Consider the following 17152-nt stretch of genomic DNA (forward strand, 5'->3'; position numbering starts at 1 on the left):
TGTAACTGGACAGGATCACTATGCCGGCTTCATTCGTTCATCTACGCCTGCACACTGAATACTCCCTGGTCGACGGGCTGGTGCGGATCAAGCCACTGGTCAAGGCGCTGACCGGCATGAACATGCCGGCCGTGGCGGTCACTGATCAGAACAACATGTGTTCTCTGGTCAAATTCTATAAAAACACCATGGGCGCAGGCATCAAGCCGATCTGCGGCGCCGACCTGTGGCTGTCGAACAAGGATCCGGACGCGCCGCTGAGCCGGATCAGCCTGTTGGTGATGAACGCCAAGGGCTATCGCAACCTTACCGAGTTGATCTCGCGCGGCTTCATCGACGGTCAACGCAACGGCATGATCATCATCGAGCGCGAATGGGTCGCCGAGGCCAACGAAGGCCTGATCATGCTGTCCGCCGCCAAAGAAGGCGAGATCGGCATGGCCATGATTGGTGGCAACCCGGCCGAGGCCGAAGCGCTTGCACGTGAATGGATGGCGGTGTTCCCGGATCGTTTCTACCTGGAAATCCAGCGCACCAATCGCCCTAACGATGAAGAGCAGTTGCACGGCGCTGTGGCCCTGGCTGACAAGCTTGGCGCGCCGCTGGTGGCAACCAACGATGTGCGCTTCATCAAGCAGGAAGACTTCGCTGCCCACGAAACCCGCGTGTGCATCGGTGAGGGCCGTGCCCTCGACGATCCGCGGCGCTCGAAGAATTACAGCGACCAGCAATACCTCAAAAGCGCCGAGGAAATGGCCGAGCTGTTCAGCGACATTCCCGACGCGATCGAGAACACCGTCGAGATTGCCAAGCGCTGCAACATTGAAGTGAAGCTGGGCACGCACTTCCTGCCCAACTTCCCGATTCCCGATGGCATGACCATCGACGAATACTTCCGCAAAGTGTCTTTCGAAGGTCTCGAAGAACGTCTTTCGGTGCTGCTGCCCAAGGACACCACCGAAGACTATGAAGCCAAGCGTCAGGTCTACGTCGACCGGCTGAATTTCGAGCTGGATATCATCATCCAGATGGGCTTCCCCGGTTACTTCCTGATCGTGATGGACTTTATCCAGTGGGCCAAGAACAACGGCGTGCCGGTGGGGCCTGGCCGGGGGTCGGGTGCCGGCTCGCTGGTGGCTTATGTGCAGAAGATCACCGACCTCGATCCACTGGAATACGACCTGCTGTTCGAACGTTTCCTTAACCCGGAACGGGTATCGATGCCCGACTTCGACGTCGACTTCTGCATGGACGGTCGTGACCGGGTGATCGACTATGTGGCCGAGAAATACGGGCGCAACGCGGTAAGCCAGATCATCACTTTCGGTTCCATGGCCGCCAAGGCTGTGGTGCGCGACGTGGCGCGGGTGCAGGGCAAGTCCTATGGCCTGGCGGATCGTCTGTCGAAGATGATTCCGTTTGAAGTCGGCATGACCCTGGAAAAAGCCTACGAGCAGGAAGAAATCCTGCGTGACTTCATCAAGGTCGATGAGGAAGCGGCAGAAATCTGGGAGATGGCGCGCAAGCTCGAGGGCGTGGTGCGTAACGTCGGCAAGCACGCTGGTGGCGTGGTTATCGCGCCGACCAAGCTGACTGACTTCTCGCCGATCTATTGCGACGAGGCCGGTGACGGTCTGGTAACCCAGTTCGACAAGGACGACGTGGAGGCAGCCGGTCTGGTGAAGTTCGACTTCCTCGGCCTGCGGACCCTGACGATCATCGACTGGGCGCTGAAGACGATCAACCGCGACCGCGCCAAGGTCGGCGAAGAGCCGCTGGACATCGCGTTTATCCCGCTCGACGACAAGCCGACGTACAGCCTGCTACAGAAAGCCGAGACCACCGCGGTGTTCCAGCTTGAGTCGCGCGGCATGAAGGAGCTGATCAAAAAGCTCAAGCCCGACTGCCTGGAAGACTTGATCGCACTGGTGGCGCTGTTCCGTCCGGGCCCGTTGCAGTCCGGCATGGTGGATGACTTCATCAACCGTAAGCACGGTCGCGCCGAACTGGCGTACCCGCACTCCGACTACCAGTACGAAGGCCTCAAGCCGGTACTGGCGCCAACGTACGGCATCATCCTGTATCAGGAACAGGTGATGCAGATTGCCCAGGTCATGGCCGGTTACACCCTCGGCGGTGCGGACATGCTGCGTCGAGCCATGGGTAAAAAGAAACCCGAGGAAATGGCCAAGCAGCGCGGCGGTTTCATTGAAGGTTGCGCGACCAACAATATCGACGCCGACCTCGCGGGCAACATTTTCGACCTGGTAGAGAAATTCGCGGGTTACGGCTTCAACAAATCCCACTCCGCCGCCTACGGCCTGGTGTCGTACCAGACCGCCTGGCTGAAGGCTCACTACCCGGCGCCGTTCATGGCGGCGGTGCTCTCGGCGGATATGCACAACACCGACAAGGTCGTGACCTTGATCGAGGAAGTGCGCACGATGAAGCTGCGCCTCGACGCGCCGGACGTGAACACCTCGGAGTTCAAGTTCACGGTGAACGACGACGGCCGCATCGTGTACGGCCTCGGCGCGATCAAGGGCGTCGGCGAAGGCCCGGTGGAAGCAATCACCGAGGCGCGTCAGGCCGGTCCGTTCAAGGATCTGTTCGACTTCTGCGCCCGGGTTGACCTCAAACGCATCAACAAGCGTACGCTGGACGGTCTGATCCGCAGCGGCGCGCTGGATCGCCTCGGCCCGTACTTCCACGATGAGCAGAAGGCTTATCAGGCCAACATCGACCGCAACCGCGCCGTGCTGCTGGCGGCGATGGAAGAGGCGATCAAGGCCGCGGAACAGACTGCCCGCACCCATGACAGCGGTCATGCCGACCTGTTCGGCGGACTGTTCGTCGAGGAAGATGCCGACGTCTACGCGACGCATCGCAAGGCCAAGGAGCTGACGCTCAAGGAACGTCTCAAGGGTGAAAAAGACACCCTGGGCCTGTACCTGACCGGTCACCCGATCGACGAATACGAAGGCGAGATTCGCCGTTTCGCCCGTCAGCGCATCATCGACCTGAAACCGGCTCGCGATACCCAGACGGTTGCCGGGATGATCATTGCCCTGCGGGTGATGAAGAACAAAAAGGGCGACAAGATGGGTTTCATCACCCTCGACGACCGCTCGGGGCGCATCGAAGCATCGCTGTTTGCCGATGCGTTCCACTCTGCGCAATCGCTGTTGCAGACCGACGCGATGGTGGTGGTCGAAGGCGAGGTCAGCAACGACGACTTCTCCGGCGGCCTGCGGCTGCGGGTCAAACGGGTGATGAGCATGGAAGATGCGCGCACCAACCTTGCCGAAAGTCTGCGCCTGAAACTGCAGACTCAGGACTTGAAAGGCGATCAGCTACGCTGGTTGGGTGAGCTGCTCAAGCGTCATCGCGGGGCGTGCCCGATCACCATGGAGTACACCAGCCCCGATGCGAAGACCTTGCTGCAGTTCGGCGAGACCTGGCGAATCGATCCAGCGGATGCGTTGATTCAAGCCCTGCGTGACCAGTTCGGGCGAGACAACGTCTTCCTCCAATACCGTTGACCGGCAAGTGCCATCATTGTGCTTGCCCACAACCTGAATTTTTAATCTCGACCTCAGCGCGCCTCTCCCTTAAGGTAGGGCGCGAATAGACAACCGGCCGGCCCAAGCTCACTTGGGACACGACCCAAGACGGACGCCTATGAACCCGAATTTTCTAGATTTCGAACAGCCGATCGCCGACCTGCAAGCCAAGATCGAAGAGTTGCGCTTGGTCGGTAATGACAATTCGCTGAATATCGGCGATGAGATCTCCCGCCTGCAGGACAAGAGCCGCACGCTGACCGAAGACATCTTCGGCAAGCTGACCAGCTGGCAGATCGCTCGCCTGGCGCGTCACCCGAAACGCCCGTACACCCTCGACTACATCGAGCACATCTTCACCGAGTTCGACGAACTGCACGGCGATCGTCACTTCTCTGACGACGCGGCAATCGTTGGTGGTATCGCCCGTCTGGAAGATCAGCCGGTGATGATCATCGGTCACCAGAAGGGCCGTGAAGTCCGTGAGAAGGTGCGCCGCAACTTCGGCATGCCGCGTCCGGAAGGCTACCGCAAGGCCTGCCGTCTGATGGAGATGGCCGAGCGTTTCAAAATGCCGATCCTGACATTCATCGACACCCCGGGTGCATACCCTGGCATCGACGCCGAAGAGCGTAACCAGAGCGAAGCAATTGCCTGGAACCTGCGCGTGATGTCGCGCCTGAAAACCCCGATCATCGCCACCGTTATCGGTGAGGGTGGTTCTGGCGGCGCACTGGCCATCGGTGTCTGCGATCAGCTGAACATGCTGCAGTATTCGACCTACGCGGTGATTTCGCCGGAAGGTTGCGCTTCGATTCTGTGGAAAACCGCCGAGAAAGCGCCAGACGCTGCTGAAGCGATGGGCATTACTGCCGAGCGCCTGAAAGGCCTGGGCATCGTCGACAAGGTGATCGGCGAGCCATTGGGCGGCGCCCACCGTGATCCGGCCGCTGCCGCTGCCTCGATCCGCGCCGAGCTGAGCTCGCAACTGGCGATGCTGCAGAAGTTCGACAACGAAGCGCTGCTCAAGCGCCGTTACGATCGACTGATGAGCTACGGTCTCTAACCGAAACACGCAATACCCAATGTGGGAGCGGGCTTGCTCGCGAAAGCGGTATGACAGTCGACAGATGTGTTGAATGTTGAAACGCCTTCGCGAGCAAGCCCGCTCCCACATTTGATTTGGGCAAAGAGTGAGATAGAGGCCAGTCTGTGAGTGATCTGTCTTCCCGGCTTCTGCTGAACCTTGCAGCCTGGCGCAATGCCAGGACTTGGCGCGTGGCTTTCTCCGGTGGCCTGGACTCTACCGTCCTGCTGCATCTGCTTGCCAATCTCGCCCAACACCATCCCCTGCCGGCGCTGAGCGCTGTTCATATCCATCACGGCCTCCAGGCTGCGGCTGATGCGTGGCCGCAGCATTGTCAGTCGGTCTGCGATGCGCTGGGCGTTCCTTTGCAGGTCGTTCGGGTGGCGGTGCAACCCGGTGCCAGTCTTGAGCGGGCGGCGCGGGAGGCGCGTTATGCGGCGTTCACCTCGCTGACCGAGGCGGGCGACGTGCTGCTGACCGGGCAGCACCGCGATGATCAGGCTGAAACCCTGTTGTTTCGCCTGATGCGCGGTGCCGGCGTTCGCGGACTCTCGGCGATGCCGGCGCAGCGACCGCTGGGGCAGGGCACGCTGGTGCGGCCATTGCTCGACGTCACGCGTGCGGAGCTTGAGGTGTACGCCCGGCGGCATCAGTTGCGCTGGATCGAAGACCCGTCAAACCAGGATCGGCAGTTCTCGCGCAATTACCTGCGCCATCAGGTCATGCCGGCGCTGACCGAACGCTGGCCGCAGGCGCAGGCGAGCATGGCCCGCAGCGCAGCGCATCTGCGTGAGGCGCAAGGTTTGCTCGATGAGCTGGCGCAGATCGATCTGGCACAAGCTGCTTTGCCGAATGAATTTCAATGGCTTGGCCTGCCGTCGCTGGCACTGGCGCCACTGACAACATTGTCCGCCGCTCGTCAGCGCAACGCGCTCAGCCATTGGCTCGCACCGTTGACCCGATTGCCGGACACTGACCACTGGTCGGGTTGGGCCACTCTTTGCGACGCGGCCAATGATGCTTCCCCCGTGTGGCGTCTGGCCGATGGCGAGCTGCATCGCAGCGCCGGCCGGATATGGTGGCTGAGTGGCGACTGGCTGCTCGCGCCAGCGGTCAGCGTTGAGTGGCCTGATCCGTCGACGCCGCTGCATTTGCCGAATAACGGGCGTGTCATGTTCAGCGGGCAGACTCCCGTCGGGCCGTTGCAGATTCGCTATCGGCAGGGCGGCGAAGTCATGTATCTGGCGGAGCGCGGCCACCGCGATCTCAAGCGCCTGCTCAATGAGCGCGCGGTCCCGGCCTTCGTCCGTGGCAGATTGCCGCTGCTGTTTTGCGGCGAAGAATTGCTCGCGGTGGCGAACCTGCCGGGTCTTGATGGCAATGTGCAGGACGGCTGGAAATTGCATTGGCAGGCAACAGACGAAGATCAAGGTTTGAGCTGAAAGGAGCATTCCGGTAGACTACGCTCCCTTCTTGATACAACTTCTGTGGATTCGCCTGAATTGCAGGAGTTGCCGATTACCAAGCAGTCTTTGCTGGGCGATTCCAAAAAATGTGTAGCGAGCAACGTACCGGTGTTTTATCTGCCGGTCTGTCCCAACGCGGCGGTTTTTTTGAAAGGTGCACTGTGATTAATGCAGGTGATCGGGGGCTTCGGCCTTCCTTCGCTTTCCCCGGCGGCTCGTACCGCTTTAACGCAGACTTCTAGGGTTTTTCATGACGCGCTACATATTCGTCACGGGCGGTGTTGTTTCTTCATTGGGGAAAGGCATTGCCTCGGCTTCATTGGCGGCCATCCTGGAGGCGCGGGGGCTTAAGGTCACCATGCTTAAGCTGGATCCGTACATCAACGTCGACCCGGGCACCATGAGCCCGTTCCAGCACGGTGAAGTGTTCGTCACCCACGACGGCGCCGAAACCGACCTGGACCTGGGCCACTACGAGCGGTTCATCCGCACGACCATGACCCAGAACAACAACTTCACCACTGGCCGTGTCTACGAACACGTGCTGCGCAAAGAGCGCCGTGGTGACTACCTGGGTGCAACCATCCAGGTGATTCCGCACATCACAGACGAAATCAAGCGCCGCATCATCAAGGGTGCTGGCGACGCTGACGTGGCCATGGTCGAAATTGGTGGCACCGTCGGTGACATCGAGTCGCAACCGTTCCTCGAAGCCATCCGTCAACTGCGTTTCGAAGTCGGCGCCAAGCGCGCGATGCTGATGCACCTGACGCTGGTTCCGTACATCGCCACCGCCGGCGAGACCAAGACCAAGCCGACTCAGCACTCGGTAAAAGAGCTGCGTTCGATCGGTCTGCAGCCAGACGTGCTGGTGTGCCGTTCCGATCACCCGATCGACGTCTCGTCGCGTCGCAAGATCGCGCAGTTCACCAACGTTGAAGAACGTGCCGTGATCGCGCTGGAAGACGCCGACACCATCTACAAGATCCCGGGCATCCTGCACTCGCAGGGTCTGGACGATTTTGTTGTCGAGCGTTTCGGTCTGCAGTGCGGCAGCGCCGATCTGTCCGAGTGGGAAGCTGTGGTTGACGCCAAGCTGAACCCGGAACACGAGGTGACCATCGCGATGGTCGGCAAGTACATGGAGCTGCTGGACGCTTACAAGTCGCTGATCGAAGCGATGAGTCACGCCGGCATCAGCAACCGTACCAAGGTCAACCTGCGCTACATCGATTCCGAAGACATCGAGAACCAGGGCACTGCGCTGCTCGAAGGTGTCGACGCGATCCTCGTACCGGGCGGTTTTGGTCTGCGTGGCGTTGAAGGCAAGATCACTGCCGTTCAATACGCTCGCGAAAACAAGGTTCCGTACCTGGGTATCTGCCTGGGCATGCAAGTGGCGGTCATCGAGTTCGCTCGTAACGTCATGGGCTGGAAAGACGCCAACTCCACCGAGTTCGATCGCGCCAGCGGTCACCCGGTCGTGGGTCTGATCACCGAGTGGGAAGACGCTACCGGCGCAGTTGAAGTGCGTACCGAATCCTCCGATCTGGGCGGTACCATGCGCCTGGGCGCTCAGGAATGCCTGCTTGAAGCCGGCTCCAAGGTGCACGATTGCTACGGCAAGGATGTGATTGTCGAGCGTCACCGTCATCGCTACGAAGTGAACAACAACCTGCTGCCACAAATCATCGAAGCCGGCCTGAAGATCTCCGGTCGCTCCGCTGACGCCGCGCTGGTTGAAGTGGTCGAAGCCGCGGATCATCCATGGTTCGTCGCTTGCCAGTTCCACCCTGAGTTCACCTCGACGCCACGTGACGGTCACCCGCTGTTCAGCGGTTTCGTCAAGGCAGCGTTGGCACAACACCAGAAGAAGGCGTAATCCCCGATGGCACAGAAGATCATCCGCGTTGGCAACATCGAGATCGCCAACGACAAGCCCATGGTGCTGTTCGGTGGCATGAACGTGCTGGAAAGCCGTGACATGGCCATGCAGGTTTGCGAAGAGTACGTGAAGGTCACCGAAAAACTCGGCATCCCTTACGTGTTCAAGGCCAGTTTCGACAAGGCCAACCGATCTTCTGTGACCTCCTATCGCGGTCCTGGCCTGGAAGAGGGCATGCGCATCTTCCAGGACATCAAACAAGCCTTCGGCGTGCCGATCATCACCGACGTCCACGAGCCTGAGCAGGCCGCGGTCGTCGCTGAAGTCTGCGACATCATCCAGCTGCCGGCCTTCCTGTCGCGCCAGACCGATCTGGTCGTCGCGATGGCCAAGACCAACGCCGTGATCAACATCAAGAAAGCCCAGTTCCTCGCGCCTCAGGAAATGAAACACATCCTGAACAAGTGCGTGGAAGCGGGTAACGATCAATTGATCCTCTGCGAGCGTGGTTCGAGCTTCGGCTACAACAACCTCGTGGTGGACATGCTCGGCTTCGGCATCATGAAGCAGTTCGAGTACCCGGTATTCTTCGACGTGACCCACTCGCTGCAAATGCCTGGCGGTCGTTCCGACTCCGCCGGCGGCCGTCGCGCCCAGGTCACCGATCTGGCCAAGGCGGGCATGAGCCAATCGCTGGCAGGTCTGTTCCTCGAAGCGCACCCGGACCCGGACAACGCCAAATGCGACGGCCCTTGCGCCTTGCGTCTGGACAAACTGGAGCCATTCCTGGCCCAGCTCAAAGCTTTGGACGAACTGGTGAAGAGTTTTCCGACGGTAGAAACCGCGTAAACCTCATTTCTCCGGTAAAGTACCGCACGATTTGTCGCACATGCCCTCGGGCATGTGCGTTGTCGTCTGCAAGCTGCCCGCTGCACACCACTTGCCGACGGTAAAAAGATTTCCTCTAGCTGCGTCGTTTTCGTCAACTTTGGAGTGTTTACAACAATGGCAAAAATCGTCGACATCAAAGGTCGTGAAGTCCTCGACTCCCGTGGCAATCCCACCGTGGAAGCGGACGTGCTTCTCGACAACGGCATCATCGGCAGCGCTTGCGCGCCGTCCGGTGCATCCACTGGCTCGCGTGAAGCGCTCGAGCTGCGTGATGGCGACAAGAGCCGTTACCTGGGCAAGGGCGTGCTCAAGGCGGTAGCCAACATCAACGGTCCGATCCGCGATCTGTTGCTGGGCACCGACCCAAGCGACCAGAAAGCCCTCGATCACGCGATGATCAAGCTCGACGGTACCGAAAACAAGGCAACCCTGGGTGCCAACGCTATCCTCGCCGTGTCCCTGGCTGCGGCCAAGGCTGCTGCACAGGATCAGGACCTGCCGCTGTACGCACACATCGCCAACCTGAACGGCACCCCGGGTGTGTACTCGATGCCGGTTCCGATGATGAACATCATCAACGGTGGCGAACACGCCGATAACAACGTCGACATCCAGGAATTCATGGTGCAGCCGGTTGGCGCCAAGTCTTTCTCGGAAGGTCTGCGCATGGGCACCGAGATTTTCCATCACCTCAAAGCTGTGTTGAAGGCCCGTGGCCTGAGCACCGCCGTTGGCGACGAAGGCGGTTTCGCACCGAACCTGGCGTCCAACGAAGACGCGCTGAAAGTGATCTCGGAAGCGGTGGCCAACGCCGGTTACAAGCTGGGCACTGACGTGACCCTGGCCCTGGACTGCGCGGCCAGCGAGTTCTTCGAAGACGGCAAGTACAACCTGTCCGGTGAAGGCCAGGTGTTCACCGCCGAAGGTTTCGCCGACTACCTCAAAGGCCTGACTGAACGTTATCCGATCATCTCGATCGAAGACGGTCTGGACGAGTCCGACTGGGCTGGCTGGAAGATCCTCACCGACAAGATCGGCGAGAAGACCCAACTGGTTGGCGACGACCTGTTCGTGACCAACACCAAGATCCTGAAAGAAGGCATCGATAAAAAGATCGCCAACTCGATCCTGATCAAGTTCAACCAGATCGGCACCCTGACCGAAACCCTGGAAGCCATCCAGATGGCCAAGGCTGCCGGTTACACCGCAGTGATCTCGCACCGTTCGGGCGAAACCGAAGATTCGACCATCGCCGACCTGGCTGTGGGCACTGCGGCTGGCCAGATCAAAACCGGTTCGCTGTGCCGTTCCGACCGCGTTTCCAAGTACAACCAGCTGCTGCGTATCGAAGAGCAGTTGAATGGCAAAGCCAAGTACAACGGTCGCAGCGAGTTCCGCGGCTGAGTAAGTGCCCTGCCTCACCCATACTGCTTCATTTTGGCGGCGCCTGTTACCGTCATGCTGCGTTGCCGCTCCTCGCCATAGCGCGCTATGACTCGTCGCGGCGCCTTGCTTGACGGCAACAGTCACTCGCCAAAAGTGAAGCGTATTGGTGAAGCAAGGCACTGATGGTAAAAAAGACACCGGATTGTGTCGGAAAAGTCGTGACAGCGATGGATTTGCCACTAATCTGATGCCTTATATGCACAAGCCTGGATCTTCCAGGCTTCGTGCTATCAGACGTTTCAAAGTTTTGGCATGGCTGTCTTTTTTCACTGGATACCTGATATTCGATGCGCAGTCCTTACTGGTTGTTTCTCGTTTTGCTCTTGCTGCTGGCCGGTCTGCAGTACCGCCTGTGGGTGGGCAATGGCAGTCTGGCGCAGGTTGCCGAGCTGAATCAGCAGATTGCTGATCAACACGCCGAGAACGAAGCCCTGCTGGAGCGCAACCGGGTGATGGACGCTGAAGTCAGCGAACTGAAGAAGGGCATGGAGACCGTTGAAGAACGGGCTCGCCACGAGCTGGGCATGGTCAAGGACGGTGAAACCCTTTACCAGCTGGCCCAATGATCGACTCCCTGCCGGCCTTCTGGGCCGTGATTCCTGCCGCGGGCGTCGGTGCCCGAATGGCCGCTGACCGTCCCAAGCAATACCTGCAACTGGGCGGACGCACAATTCTTGAACACAGCCTCGGCTGTTTTCTTGATCACCCGAGCCTCAAGGGGCTGGTGGTCAGTCTTGCTGTTGATGATCCTTATTGGCCAAACCTGGCGTGCGCCAGCGATTCGCGGATTCAGCGCGTCGAGGGCGCCTCGGAGCGTTCCGGGTCGGTGCTCAACGCCTTGCTGCATCTGCATGCGCAAGGGGCCGACGATGAGGATTGGGTGCTGGTGCACGATGCGGCACGGCCCAACCTGAGTCGCGACGATCTCGACAAACTGCTGGCTGAGCTGGCGCATGACCCGGTGGGTGGCCTGCTGGCAGTGCCGGCACGCGACACGCTTAAACGCATCGACAAGCACGGTCGTGTGGTCGAAACCGTCGATCGCAGCGTGATCTGGCAGGCCTACACGCCACAGATGTTCCGTCTCGGCGCGCTGCATCGGGCGTTGGCGGATAGCCTGGTGGCTGATGCGCTGATCACCGATGAAGCCTCGGCGATGGAGTGGGCCGGCCTGGCGCCACGCCTGATCGAAGGTCGGGCGGACAACCTCAAGGTCACCCGGCCTGAAGACCTCGAATGGCTGCGCCAGCGTTGGGCTAACCGGCGCTGAGTGCAGTGGCGCCTGTCAGATCGCTTTCGCGAGCAGGCTCGCTCCCACCTTTGAATGACGCCGAACACACATTGTGCATCCACTGAGGATCCACTGTGGGAGCGAGCCTGCTCGCGAAGGTGATGTGTCAGCCAACCAATGCTTTGCTGACACACCGATGACTGTTTAGCTCCGATATTCCGGCCGCTCGGCCAACCCTTCCTTCAAAAAATCCACCAGCTTGCGCACCTTCGGCGACAAGTGCCGCTGCTGCGGATACAGCGCCCACACCGCCGTATTCGGCGGCTGATGCGCTTCCAGCAACGAAATCAACGCGCCACTGTGCAAATGCTCGAGCACGTAATAGTCCGGCAACTGGCACAACCCGACCCCTTGCAGCGCCGCGTCCAGTACCGCTTGCCCACTGTTACAGCGCCAGTTTCCCTGTACACGCTGAGAAAATTCGCGCCCGTTCTGTTCCAGTTGCCACAGGTCCGAACTGCCGATCAGGCAATTGTGTCGGCTCAGTTCCGACAAACTGTGTGGGCGACCGTACCGTTCCAGGTAGGACGGAGATGCGCACAGGTACATGCGCCGAGGCGCCAGCCGTGTGGCGACCAGTCGCGAATCCTGCAGGCGACCCAGGCGGATCGCCAGATCCAGCCCCTCATGCACCAGATCGAGCTGGCGATTGCTCAGTTCGATATCGACGCGCAATTGCGGGTATTGCCCCATGAACCGCGTCACCAGCGGCACGATAAACCGCTCGCCGTACGCCACGGCACAGGTCATGCGCAACATGCCTTTGGGTTCACTGGTCAGGTCGCCGACCGCGCGCAGGGCTTCTTCGCGACCGTCCTGCAGGCGTTGGCAATGCTGCAGAAAGGTCTGTCCGGCTTCGGTCAGGGTGACGCGACGGGTACTGCGATAGAGCAGGCGCGTCTGCAAGCGCTCTTCCAGCCGCACGATTTGTCGACTGATGTGCGAGGAAGAAACCCCAAGGCGTTCTGCTGCGGCGGTGAATTGGTTGCACTCGGCGACGGCGACGAACTCGTCGATACCCTCCCAGCGGTTTTCGGACATCGGGATTATCCCTGTATGGCAATAATGTTTTGCTTTTGTCCGGATTATTCATCAGAACGCGCTGTACTACACTCGCGGTCTGGTTTTTTATTCAATGGATTCACTGGAGAGTCAGCATGATCAAGTCGCGCGCCGCCGTTGCCTTCGAGGCCAAGAAGCCGCTGGAAATCGTAGAAGTCGATGTCGCCATGCCCAAGGCCGGTGAAGTGTTGCTGCGCGTGGTGGCTTCCGGGGTTTGCCACACTGACGCCTACACCCTGTCCGGTGCTGACCCGGAAGGCATCTTTCCGTCGATCCTCGGCCATGAAGGCGGCGCGATCGTCGAGGCCATTGGCGAGGGCGTGACCTCCGTTGCCGTCGGCGATCATGTGATTCCGCTGTACACCCCGGAATGCGGCCAGTGCAAATTCTGCAAGTCGGGCAAGACCAACCTGTGTCAGGCCATTCGTGCGACTCAGGGCAAAGGCTTGATGCCGGACGGCACTTCGCGCTTTTCCTACAAGGGCGAGACGATTTTCCACTACATGGGTACTTCGACGTTCTCGGAATACACCGTGTTGCCGGAAATTTCCGTGGCCAAGATCTCCAAAGATGCGCCGCTGGAAAAGGTCTGCCTGCTCGGCTGCGGCGTGACCACCGGGATCGGTGCGGTGATCAACACTGCCAAGGTCAAGCCAGGTGACACCGTGGCGATCTTCGGTCTGGGCGGCATCGGTCTGTCGGCAGTCATCGGTGCGGTGAAAGCCAAGGCTGCGCGCATCATTGCCATCGACATCAACCCGGCCAAGTTTGAAATCGCCAGACAACTGGGCGCTACCGATTGCGTCAATCCGAAGGATTTCGACCGTCCGATCCAGGAAGTAATCGTCGACATGACTGACGGCGGCGTCGACTTCTCCTTCGAATGCATCGGCAATGTGCAACTGATGCGCGCAGCCCTTGAGTGCTGTCACAAGGGTTGGGGCGAGTCGGTGATCATCGGCGTGGCCGGTGCCGGTCAGGAAATTTCGACCCGTCCGTTCCAGTTGGTGACCGGTCGCGTCTGGCGCGGTTCGGCGTTCGGCGGCGTGCGTGGTCGTACCGAGTTGCCAAGCTATGTCGACATGGCCCAGAGCGGCGAGATCCCGCTGGATACCTTCATCACCCACACCATGGGTCTGGAAGATATCAACAAGGCATTCGACCTGATGCACGAAGGCAAGAGCATCCGTACCGTCATTCATTTCTGATCATTCGTGGTGCCACGGCTACAAGCGTTGAAAGCTTTTAGCCGTGACCGCGTAGGAGTCTTTACATGAGTCTGGAAAACATCTCCTGTCAGAAAAGTTTCGGGGGTTGGCACAAGCGCTATCGCCACCGCTCCGAGGTGCTCGGTTGTGACATGGTGTTTGCCGTGTACCTGCCGCCACAAGCGGAGCAGGGCGGTCAGTTGCCGGTGCTGTACTGGTTGTCGGGGCTGACCTGCACCGACGAGAACTTCATGCAGAAGGCCGGAGCGATGCGCATGGCGGCCGAACTTGGCCTGATCATCGTCGCGCCGGACACCAGTCCGCGTGGCCCGGATGTACCGGGTGACCCGGATGGCGCCTGGGATTTCGGCCTTGGCGCGGGGTTCTACCTGAATGCCACGCAGGAACCGTGGTCGCGGCACTATCGGATGCATGATTACGTTGTGCAGGAATTACCTGCGCTGGTTGAGGCGCATTTCCCGGCGTCGGACAAACGCAGTATCAGCGGCCACTCCATGGGCGGCCACGGTGCGTTGGTCTGTGCGCTGCGCAATCCGGGACGCTACCAGTCGGTGTCGGCATTTTCGCCGATCAACAATCCGATGGACTGCCCTTGGGGGCAGAAGGCGTTCTCCCGTTATCTGGGTGAAGACCGCTCCAAGTGGAAAGAATGGGATGCCTGCGCGCTGATTGCAGAGGCCGACGAGAAACTGCCGTTGTTGGTCGATCAGGGGGATCGCGATGATTTCCTTGAAAATCAGCTCAAACCCGAGGCTCTGCAACAAGCGGCAAAACAAGCGGGCCATGCGCTGACGTTGCGCCTGCAACCGGGCTACGACCACAGCTATTTTTTCATCTCAAGCTTCATTGACGACCACTTGCAGCATCACGCACGCGCCCTTCGGGCCTAATGCAGGTAGAATCACGCCCTGACAAAAATCGGGGCGTTTTTTTTATGCGTATTGGCCACGGCTACGATGTGCACCGTTTCGCTGAAGGCGATTTCATTACTCTGGGCGGCGTGCGCATTGCACATGGCTTCGGGCTGCTCGCTCACTCCGACGGTGACGTCCTGCTGCACGCCTTGAGCGATGCCTTGCTCGGTGCGGCTGCGTTGGGTGATATCGGCAAACACTTTCCGGACACCGACCCGCAATTCAAGGGCGCCGACAGCCGTGTGCTGCTGCGTCATGTGGTCGCGTTGATCCACGCCAAGGGCTGGAAAATCGGCAACGTCGACAACACCATCGTTGCCCAGGCGCCGAAAATGGCCCCGCATATCGAATCGATGCGCGCGTTGGTCGCCGCCGATCTTCAAGTTGAGTTGGACCAAGTGAACGTGAAAGCTACCACCACCGAAAAGCTTGGCTTTGTCGGTCGCGAAGAAGGCATTGCCGTGCATTCCGTTGCCTTGTTGCTGCGCGCATGAACGAACTGCAACTGCTCGGCCCGCGCGCCTATGGCGAACCCCTCGGTACTGCAGTACTGAAAGCCATCGCCGAAGATTTTCAGGTCGATGAAGTGCTCGATATCCCGTTCAGCGGCGATGGCGAACATCTGTGGATCTGGGTGGAAAAACGCGGTCTGAACACCGAGGAAGCAGCGCGGCGGATTGCCAAGGCGGCTGGCGTGCCATTGCGCACCGTCAGCTATGCCGGGCTCAAGGATCGTCAGGCGCTGACCCGTCAGTGGTTCAGTGTGCAGCTGCCGGGCAAGGCTGATCCGGACCTGTCGGCGGCGGAAAACGACACGCTGAAGATCCTGAAGACCACGCGCCACAAACGCAAGCTGCAACGCGGTGCGCATTCGGCCAACGGCTTTACCTTGCGCCTGACCCAGTTTGCTGGCGACAAGGCGGCGATCGAACAGCGTCTGCAACTGATCGCCAAGCAAGGCATTCCCAACTATTTCGGCGCCCAGCGTTTCGGCCATGACGGCGGCAACGTCGTTGATGCGCGTGCCTGGGCGGCGCGCAAGGCCTTGCCGGAGCAGCGCAATGTGCGCTCACGGTTGCTGTCGACAGCGCGCAGTTTTCTGTTCAATCAAGTGCTGGCCGCGCGGGTGGCCGACGGCACCTGGCAGCAGGCGCAGGTGGGCGATCTGCTGGCGTTCACCGACAGCCGCAGTTTTTTTCCGGCCGGTGAGGCCGAATGCAGTGATCCGCGCCTGGCGATTCTCGATCTGCACCCGACCGGTCCGCAGTGGGGCGAAGGTGACTCGCCGACCGCAGGCGCTGTCCATGAACTGGAGCAGGGGATCGCCGAGCGTGAAGCGGATCTGCGCGATTGGTTGATCAATGCTGGAATGAGCCACGAACGACGCATCCTGCGGCTGCCCATTGGCGGGTTGTCGTGGCATTATCCCCAGCCTGACATTCTGCAACTGGAATTCGTCCTCCCGGCCGGATGCTTCGCCACCGTATTGGTGCGCGAACTCGTTGATCTGGTGCCGGTGGGGCAGACGGACAGCCCATGCGTATTCTGATTTCTAACGACGATGGGGTAACCGCACCCGGTCTCGCCGCGCTTTATGCTGCGCTGGCGGATTACACCGAATGCGTGGTTATCGCCCCGGAGCAGGACAAAAGCGGCGCCAGCAGTTCGCTGACGCTCGACCGTCCGTTGCACCCGCAATACCTGGCCAACGGTTTCATCAGTCTCAACGGTACGCCGACCGACTGCGTGCACCTGGGCCTCAACGGCCTGCTGGAGCGCGGGCCGGACATGGTGGTTTCCGGGATCAACCTCGGCGCCAACCTTGGCGATGACGTGCTGTATTCCGGCACCGTGGCGGCAGCCCTTGAAGGGCGCTTTCTCGAGCGCCCCTCGTTTGCCTTCTCGCTGTGTTCGCGGCAGGTGGACAATCTGGCGACAGCGGCACATTTCGCGCGCAAACTGGTCGAGGCCCACGCCGGGCTGGACCTGCCGCCGCGCACGGTGCTGAACGTGAACATCCCCAATCTGCCGATCGACCACATTCGTGGCATTCAGCTGACCCGTCTGGGCCATCGCGCCCGCGCGGCGGCACCGATGAAAGTGGTCGATCCGCGTGGCAAGGCCGGTTACTGGATTGCCGCTGCCGGGGATGCCGAAGATGGCGGCCCGGGCACTGACTTTCATGCGGTGATGCAGGGTTATGTGTCGATCACGCCATTGCAGCTCGATCGCACCTTCAACGATGCCTTCAGAAGTCTCGACGGCTGGCTGGAGGGACTGCGCTGATGGCTCGTGAACACGAAGACCGACTGCGCAGC

At 60.1% G+C, this 17152-nt stretch carries 14 protein-coding genes; 13 read left to right on the forward strand and 1 reads right to left on the reverse strand.

Features of this window, described 5'->3' with window-relative positions:
• Positions 1-20 precede the first annotated feature (20 nt).
• The 8 genes from dnaE to ispD all read left to right on the forward strand — a co-directional run bounded on the left by dnaE (position 21) and on the right by ispD (position 11608).
• On the forward strand, positions 21-3542 hold the full coding sequence (dnaE, locus tag AC1UK9_RS06070) for a DNA polymerase III subunit alpha (RefSeq protein WP_473014611.1): 3522 nt from the start codon (positions 21-23) through the stop codon (positions 3540-3542).
• A gap of 139 nt (positions 3543-3681) precedes the next feature.
• Positions 3682-4629 (forward strand): acetyl-CoA carboxylase carboxyltransferase subunit alpha, encoded by a 948-nt coding sequence (locus AC1UK9_RS06075; RefSeq protein WP_025110876.1) that lies wholly within the window; start codon positions 3682-3684, stop codon positions 4627-4629.
• A gap of 146 nt (positions 4630-4775) precedes the next feature.
• Positions 4776-6092 carry a tRNA lysidine(34) synthetase TilS gene (tilS, locus tag AC1UK9_RS06080; RefSeq protein ID WP_482579697.1) on the forward strand — a complete coding sequence of 439 codons (1317 nt, stop codon included), beginning with the start codon at positions 4776-4778 and terminating at the stop codon, positions 6090-6092.
• Positions 6093-6366: 274 nt separating this feature from the next.
• Positions 6367-7998 carry a CTP synthase gene (locus AC1UK9_RS06085; RefSeq protein ID WP_016985083.1) on the forward strand — a complete coding sequence of 544 codons (1632 nt, stop codon included), beginning with the start codon at positions 6367-6369 and terminating at the stop codon, positions 7996-7998.
• Positions 7999-8004: 6 nt separating this feature from the next.
• Positions 8005-8850 carry a 3-deoxy-8-phosphooctulonate synthase gene (gene kdsA, locus AC1UK9_RS06090; RefSeq protein ID WP_025110874.1) on the forward strand — a complete coding sequence of 282 codons (846 nt, stop codon included), beginning with the start codon at positions 8005-8007 and terminating at the stop codon, positions 8848-8850.
• A gap of 156 nt (positions 8851-9006) precedes the next feature.
• On the forward strand, positions 9007-10296 hold the full coding sequence (gene eno, locus AC1UK9_RS06095) for a phosphopyruvate hydratase (RefSeq protein WP_025110873.1): 1290 nt from the start codon (positions 9007-9009) through the stop codon (positions 10294-10296).
• Between the two features lie 329 nt (positions 10297-10625).
• Entirely contained in the window at positions 10626-10904 is a 279-nt protein-coding gene (ftsB, locus tag AC1UK9_RS06100) for a cell division protein FtsB (protein ID WP_003222158.1), read from the forward strand.
• A complete protein-coding gene (gene ispD / locus AC1UK9_RS06105; protein WP_025110872.1) occupies positions 10901-11608 on the forward strand; it encodes a 2-C-methyl-D-erythritol 4-phosphate cytidylyltransferase in 708 nt (235 codons plus the stop codon). Before ftsB ends, ispD begins: the two co-directional genes overlap by 4 nt.
• 165 nt (positions 11609-11773) lie before the next feature.
• Here ispD and AC1UK9_RS06110 read toward each other — a convergent pair whose 3' ends face one another.
• The gene (locus AC1UK9_RS06110) at positions 11774-12670 is read right to left on the reverse strand and encodes a LysR family transcriptional regulator (RefSeq protein WP_482579698.1); all 897 of its coding nucleotides are present in this window, start codon (positions 12668-12670) and stop codon (positions 11774-11776) included.
• Positions 12671-12786: 116 nt separating this feature from the next.
• Between AC1UK9_RS06110 and AC1UK9_RS06115 the strand changes: the two genes are divergently transcribed.
• The 5 genes from AC1UK9_RS06115 to surE all read left to right on the forward strand — a co-directional run bounded on the left by AC1UK9_RS06115 (position 12787) and on the right by surE (position 17120).
• Complete coding sequence (locus AC1UK9_RS06115) at positions 12787-13899, forward strand: S-(hydroxymethyl)glutathione dehydrogenase/class III alcohol dehydrogenase (protein WP_482579699.1); 1113 nt, start codon at positions 12787-12789, stop codon at positions 13897-13899.
• Positions 13900-13964: 65 nt separating this feature from the next.
• Positions 13965-14810 carry an S-formylglutathione hydrolase gene (gene fghA / locus AC1UK9_RS06120; protein ID WP_473014615.1) on the forward strand — a complete coding sequence of 282 codons (846 nt, stop codon included), beginning with the start codon at positions 13965-13967 and terminating at the stop codon, positions 14808-14810.
• Between the two features lie 44 nt (positions 14811-14854).
• A complete protein-coding gene (gene ispF, locus AC1UK9_RS06125) occupies positions 14855-15328 on the forward strand; it encodes a 2-C-methyl-D-erythritol 2,4-cyclodiphosphate synthase (RefSeq protein ID WP_482579700.1) in 474 nt (157 codons plus the stop codon).
• Positions 15325-16383, forward strand: coding sequence for a tRNA pseudouridine(13) synthase TruD (gene truD, locus AC1UK9_RS06130; RefSeq protein ID WP_025110867.1), 1059 nt, complete (start codon positions 15325-15327; stop codon positions 16381-16383). The genes ispF and truD overlap by 4 nt, the downstream gene beginning before the upstream one ends.
• A complete protein-coding gene (surE, locus tag AC1UK9_RS06135; RefSeq protein ID WP_482579701.1) occupies positions 16371-17120 on the forward strand; it encodes a 5'/3'-nucleotidase SurE in 750 nt (249 codons plus the stop codon). Before truD ends, surE begins: the two co-directional genes overlap by 13 nt.
• Positions 17121-17152 lie beyond the last annotated feature (32 nt).

The organism is Pseudomonas sp. AK-TSAG1-1 (genome assembly GCF_056821665.1).

What these genes read in the sequence shown, in the direction of transcription:
- dnaE (WP_473014611.1), top strand. Translation starts at nt 21, where the DNA reads ATGCCGGCTTCATTCGTTCATCTACGCCTGCACACTGAATACTCCCTG.
- ftsB (WP_003222158.1), top strand. Translation starts at nt 10,626, where the DNA reads ATGCGCAGTCCTTACTGGTTGTTTCTCGTTTTGCTCTTGCTGCTGGCC.
- ispF (WP_482579700.1), top strand. Translation starts at nt 14,855, where the DNA reads ATGCGTATTGGCCACGGCTACGATGTGCACCGTTTCGCTGAAGGCGAT.
- AC1UK9_RS06115 (WP_482579699.1), top strand. Translation starts at nt 12,787, where the DNA reads ATGATCAAGTCGCGCGCCGCCGTTGCCTTCGAGGCCAAGAAGCCGCTG.
- truD (WP_025110867.1), top strand. Translation starts at nt 15,325, where the DNA reads ATGAACGAACTGCAACTGCTCGGCCCGCGCGCCTATGGCGAACCCCTC.
- AC1UK9_RS06110 (WP_482579698.1), bottom strand. Translation starts at nt 12,670, where the DNA reads ATGTCCGAAAACCGCTGGGAGGGTATCGACGAGTTCGTCGCCGTCGCC.
- eno (WP_025110873.1), top strand. Translation starts at nt 9,007, where the DNA reads ATGGCAAAAATCGTCGACATCAAAGGTCGTGAAGTCCTCGACTCCCGT.
- ispD (WP_025110872.1), top strand. Translation starts at nt 10,901, where the DNA reads ATGATCGACTCCCTGCCGGCCTTCTGGGCCGTGATTCCTGCCGCGGGC.
- surE (WP_482579701.1), top strand. Translation starts at nt 16,371, where the DNA reads ATGCGTATTCTGATTTCTAACGACGATGGGGTAACCGCACCCGGTCTC.
- fghA (WP_473014615.1), top strand. Translation starts at nt 13,965, where the DNA reads ATGAGTCTGGAAAACATCTCCTGTCAGAAAAGTTTCGGGGGTTGGCAC.
- AC1UK9_RS06075 (WP_025110876.1), top strand. Translation starts at nt 3,682, where the DNA reads ATGAACCCGAATTTTCTAGATTTCGAACAGCCGATCGCCGACCTGCAA.
- kdsA (WP_025110874.1), top strand. Translation starts at nt 8,005, where the DNA reads ATGGCACAGAAGATCATCCGCGTTGGCAACATCGAGATCGCCAACGAC.
- AC1UK9_RS06085 (WP_016985083.1), top strand. Translation starts at nt 6,367, where the DNA reads ATGACGCGCTACATATTCGTCACGGGCGGTGTTGTTTCTTCATTGGGG.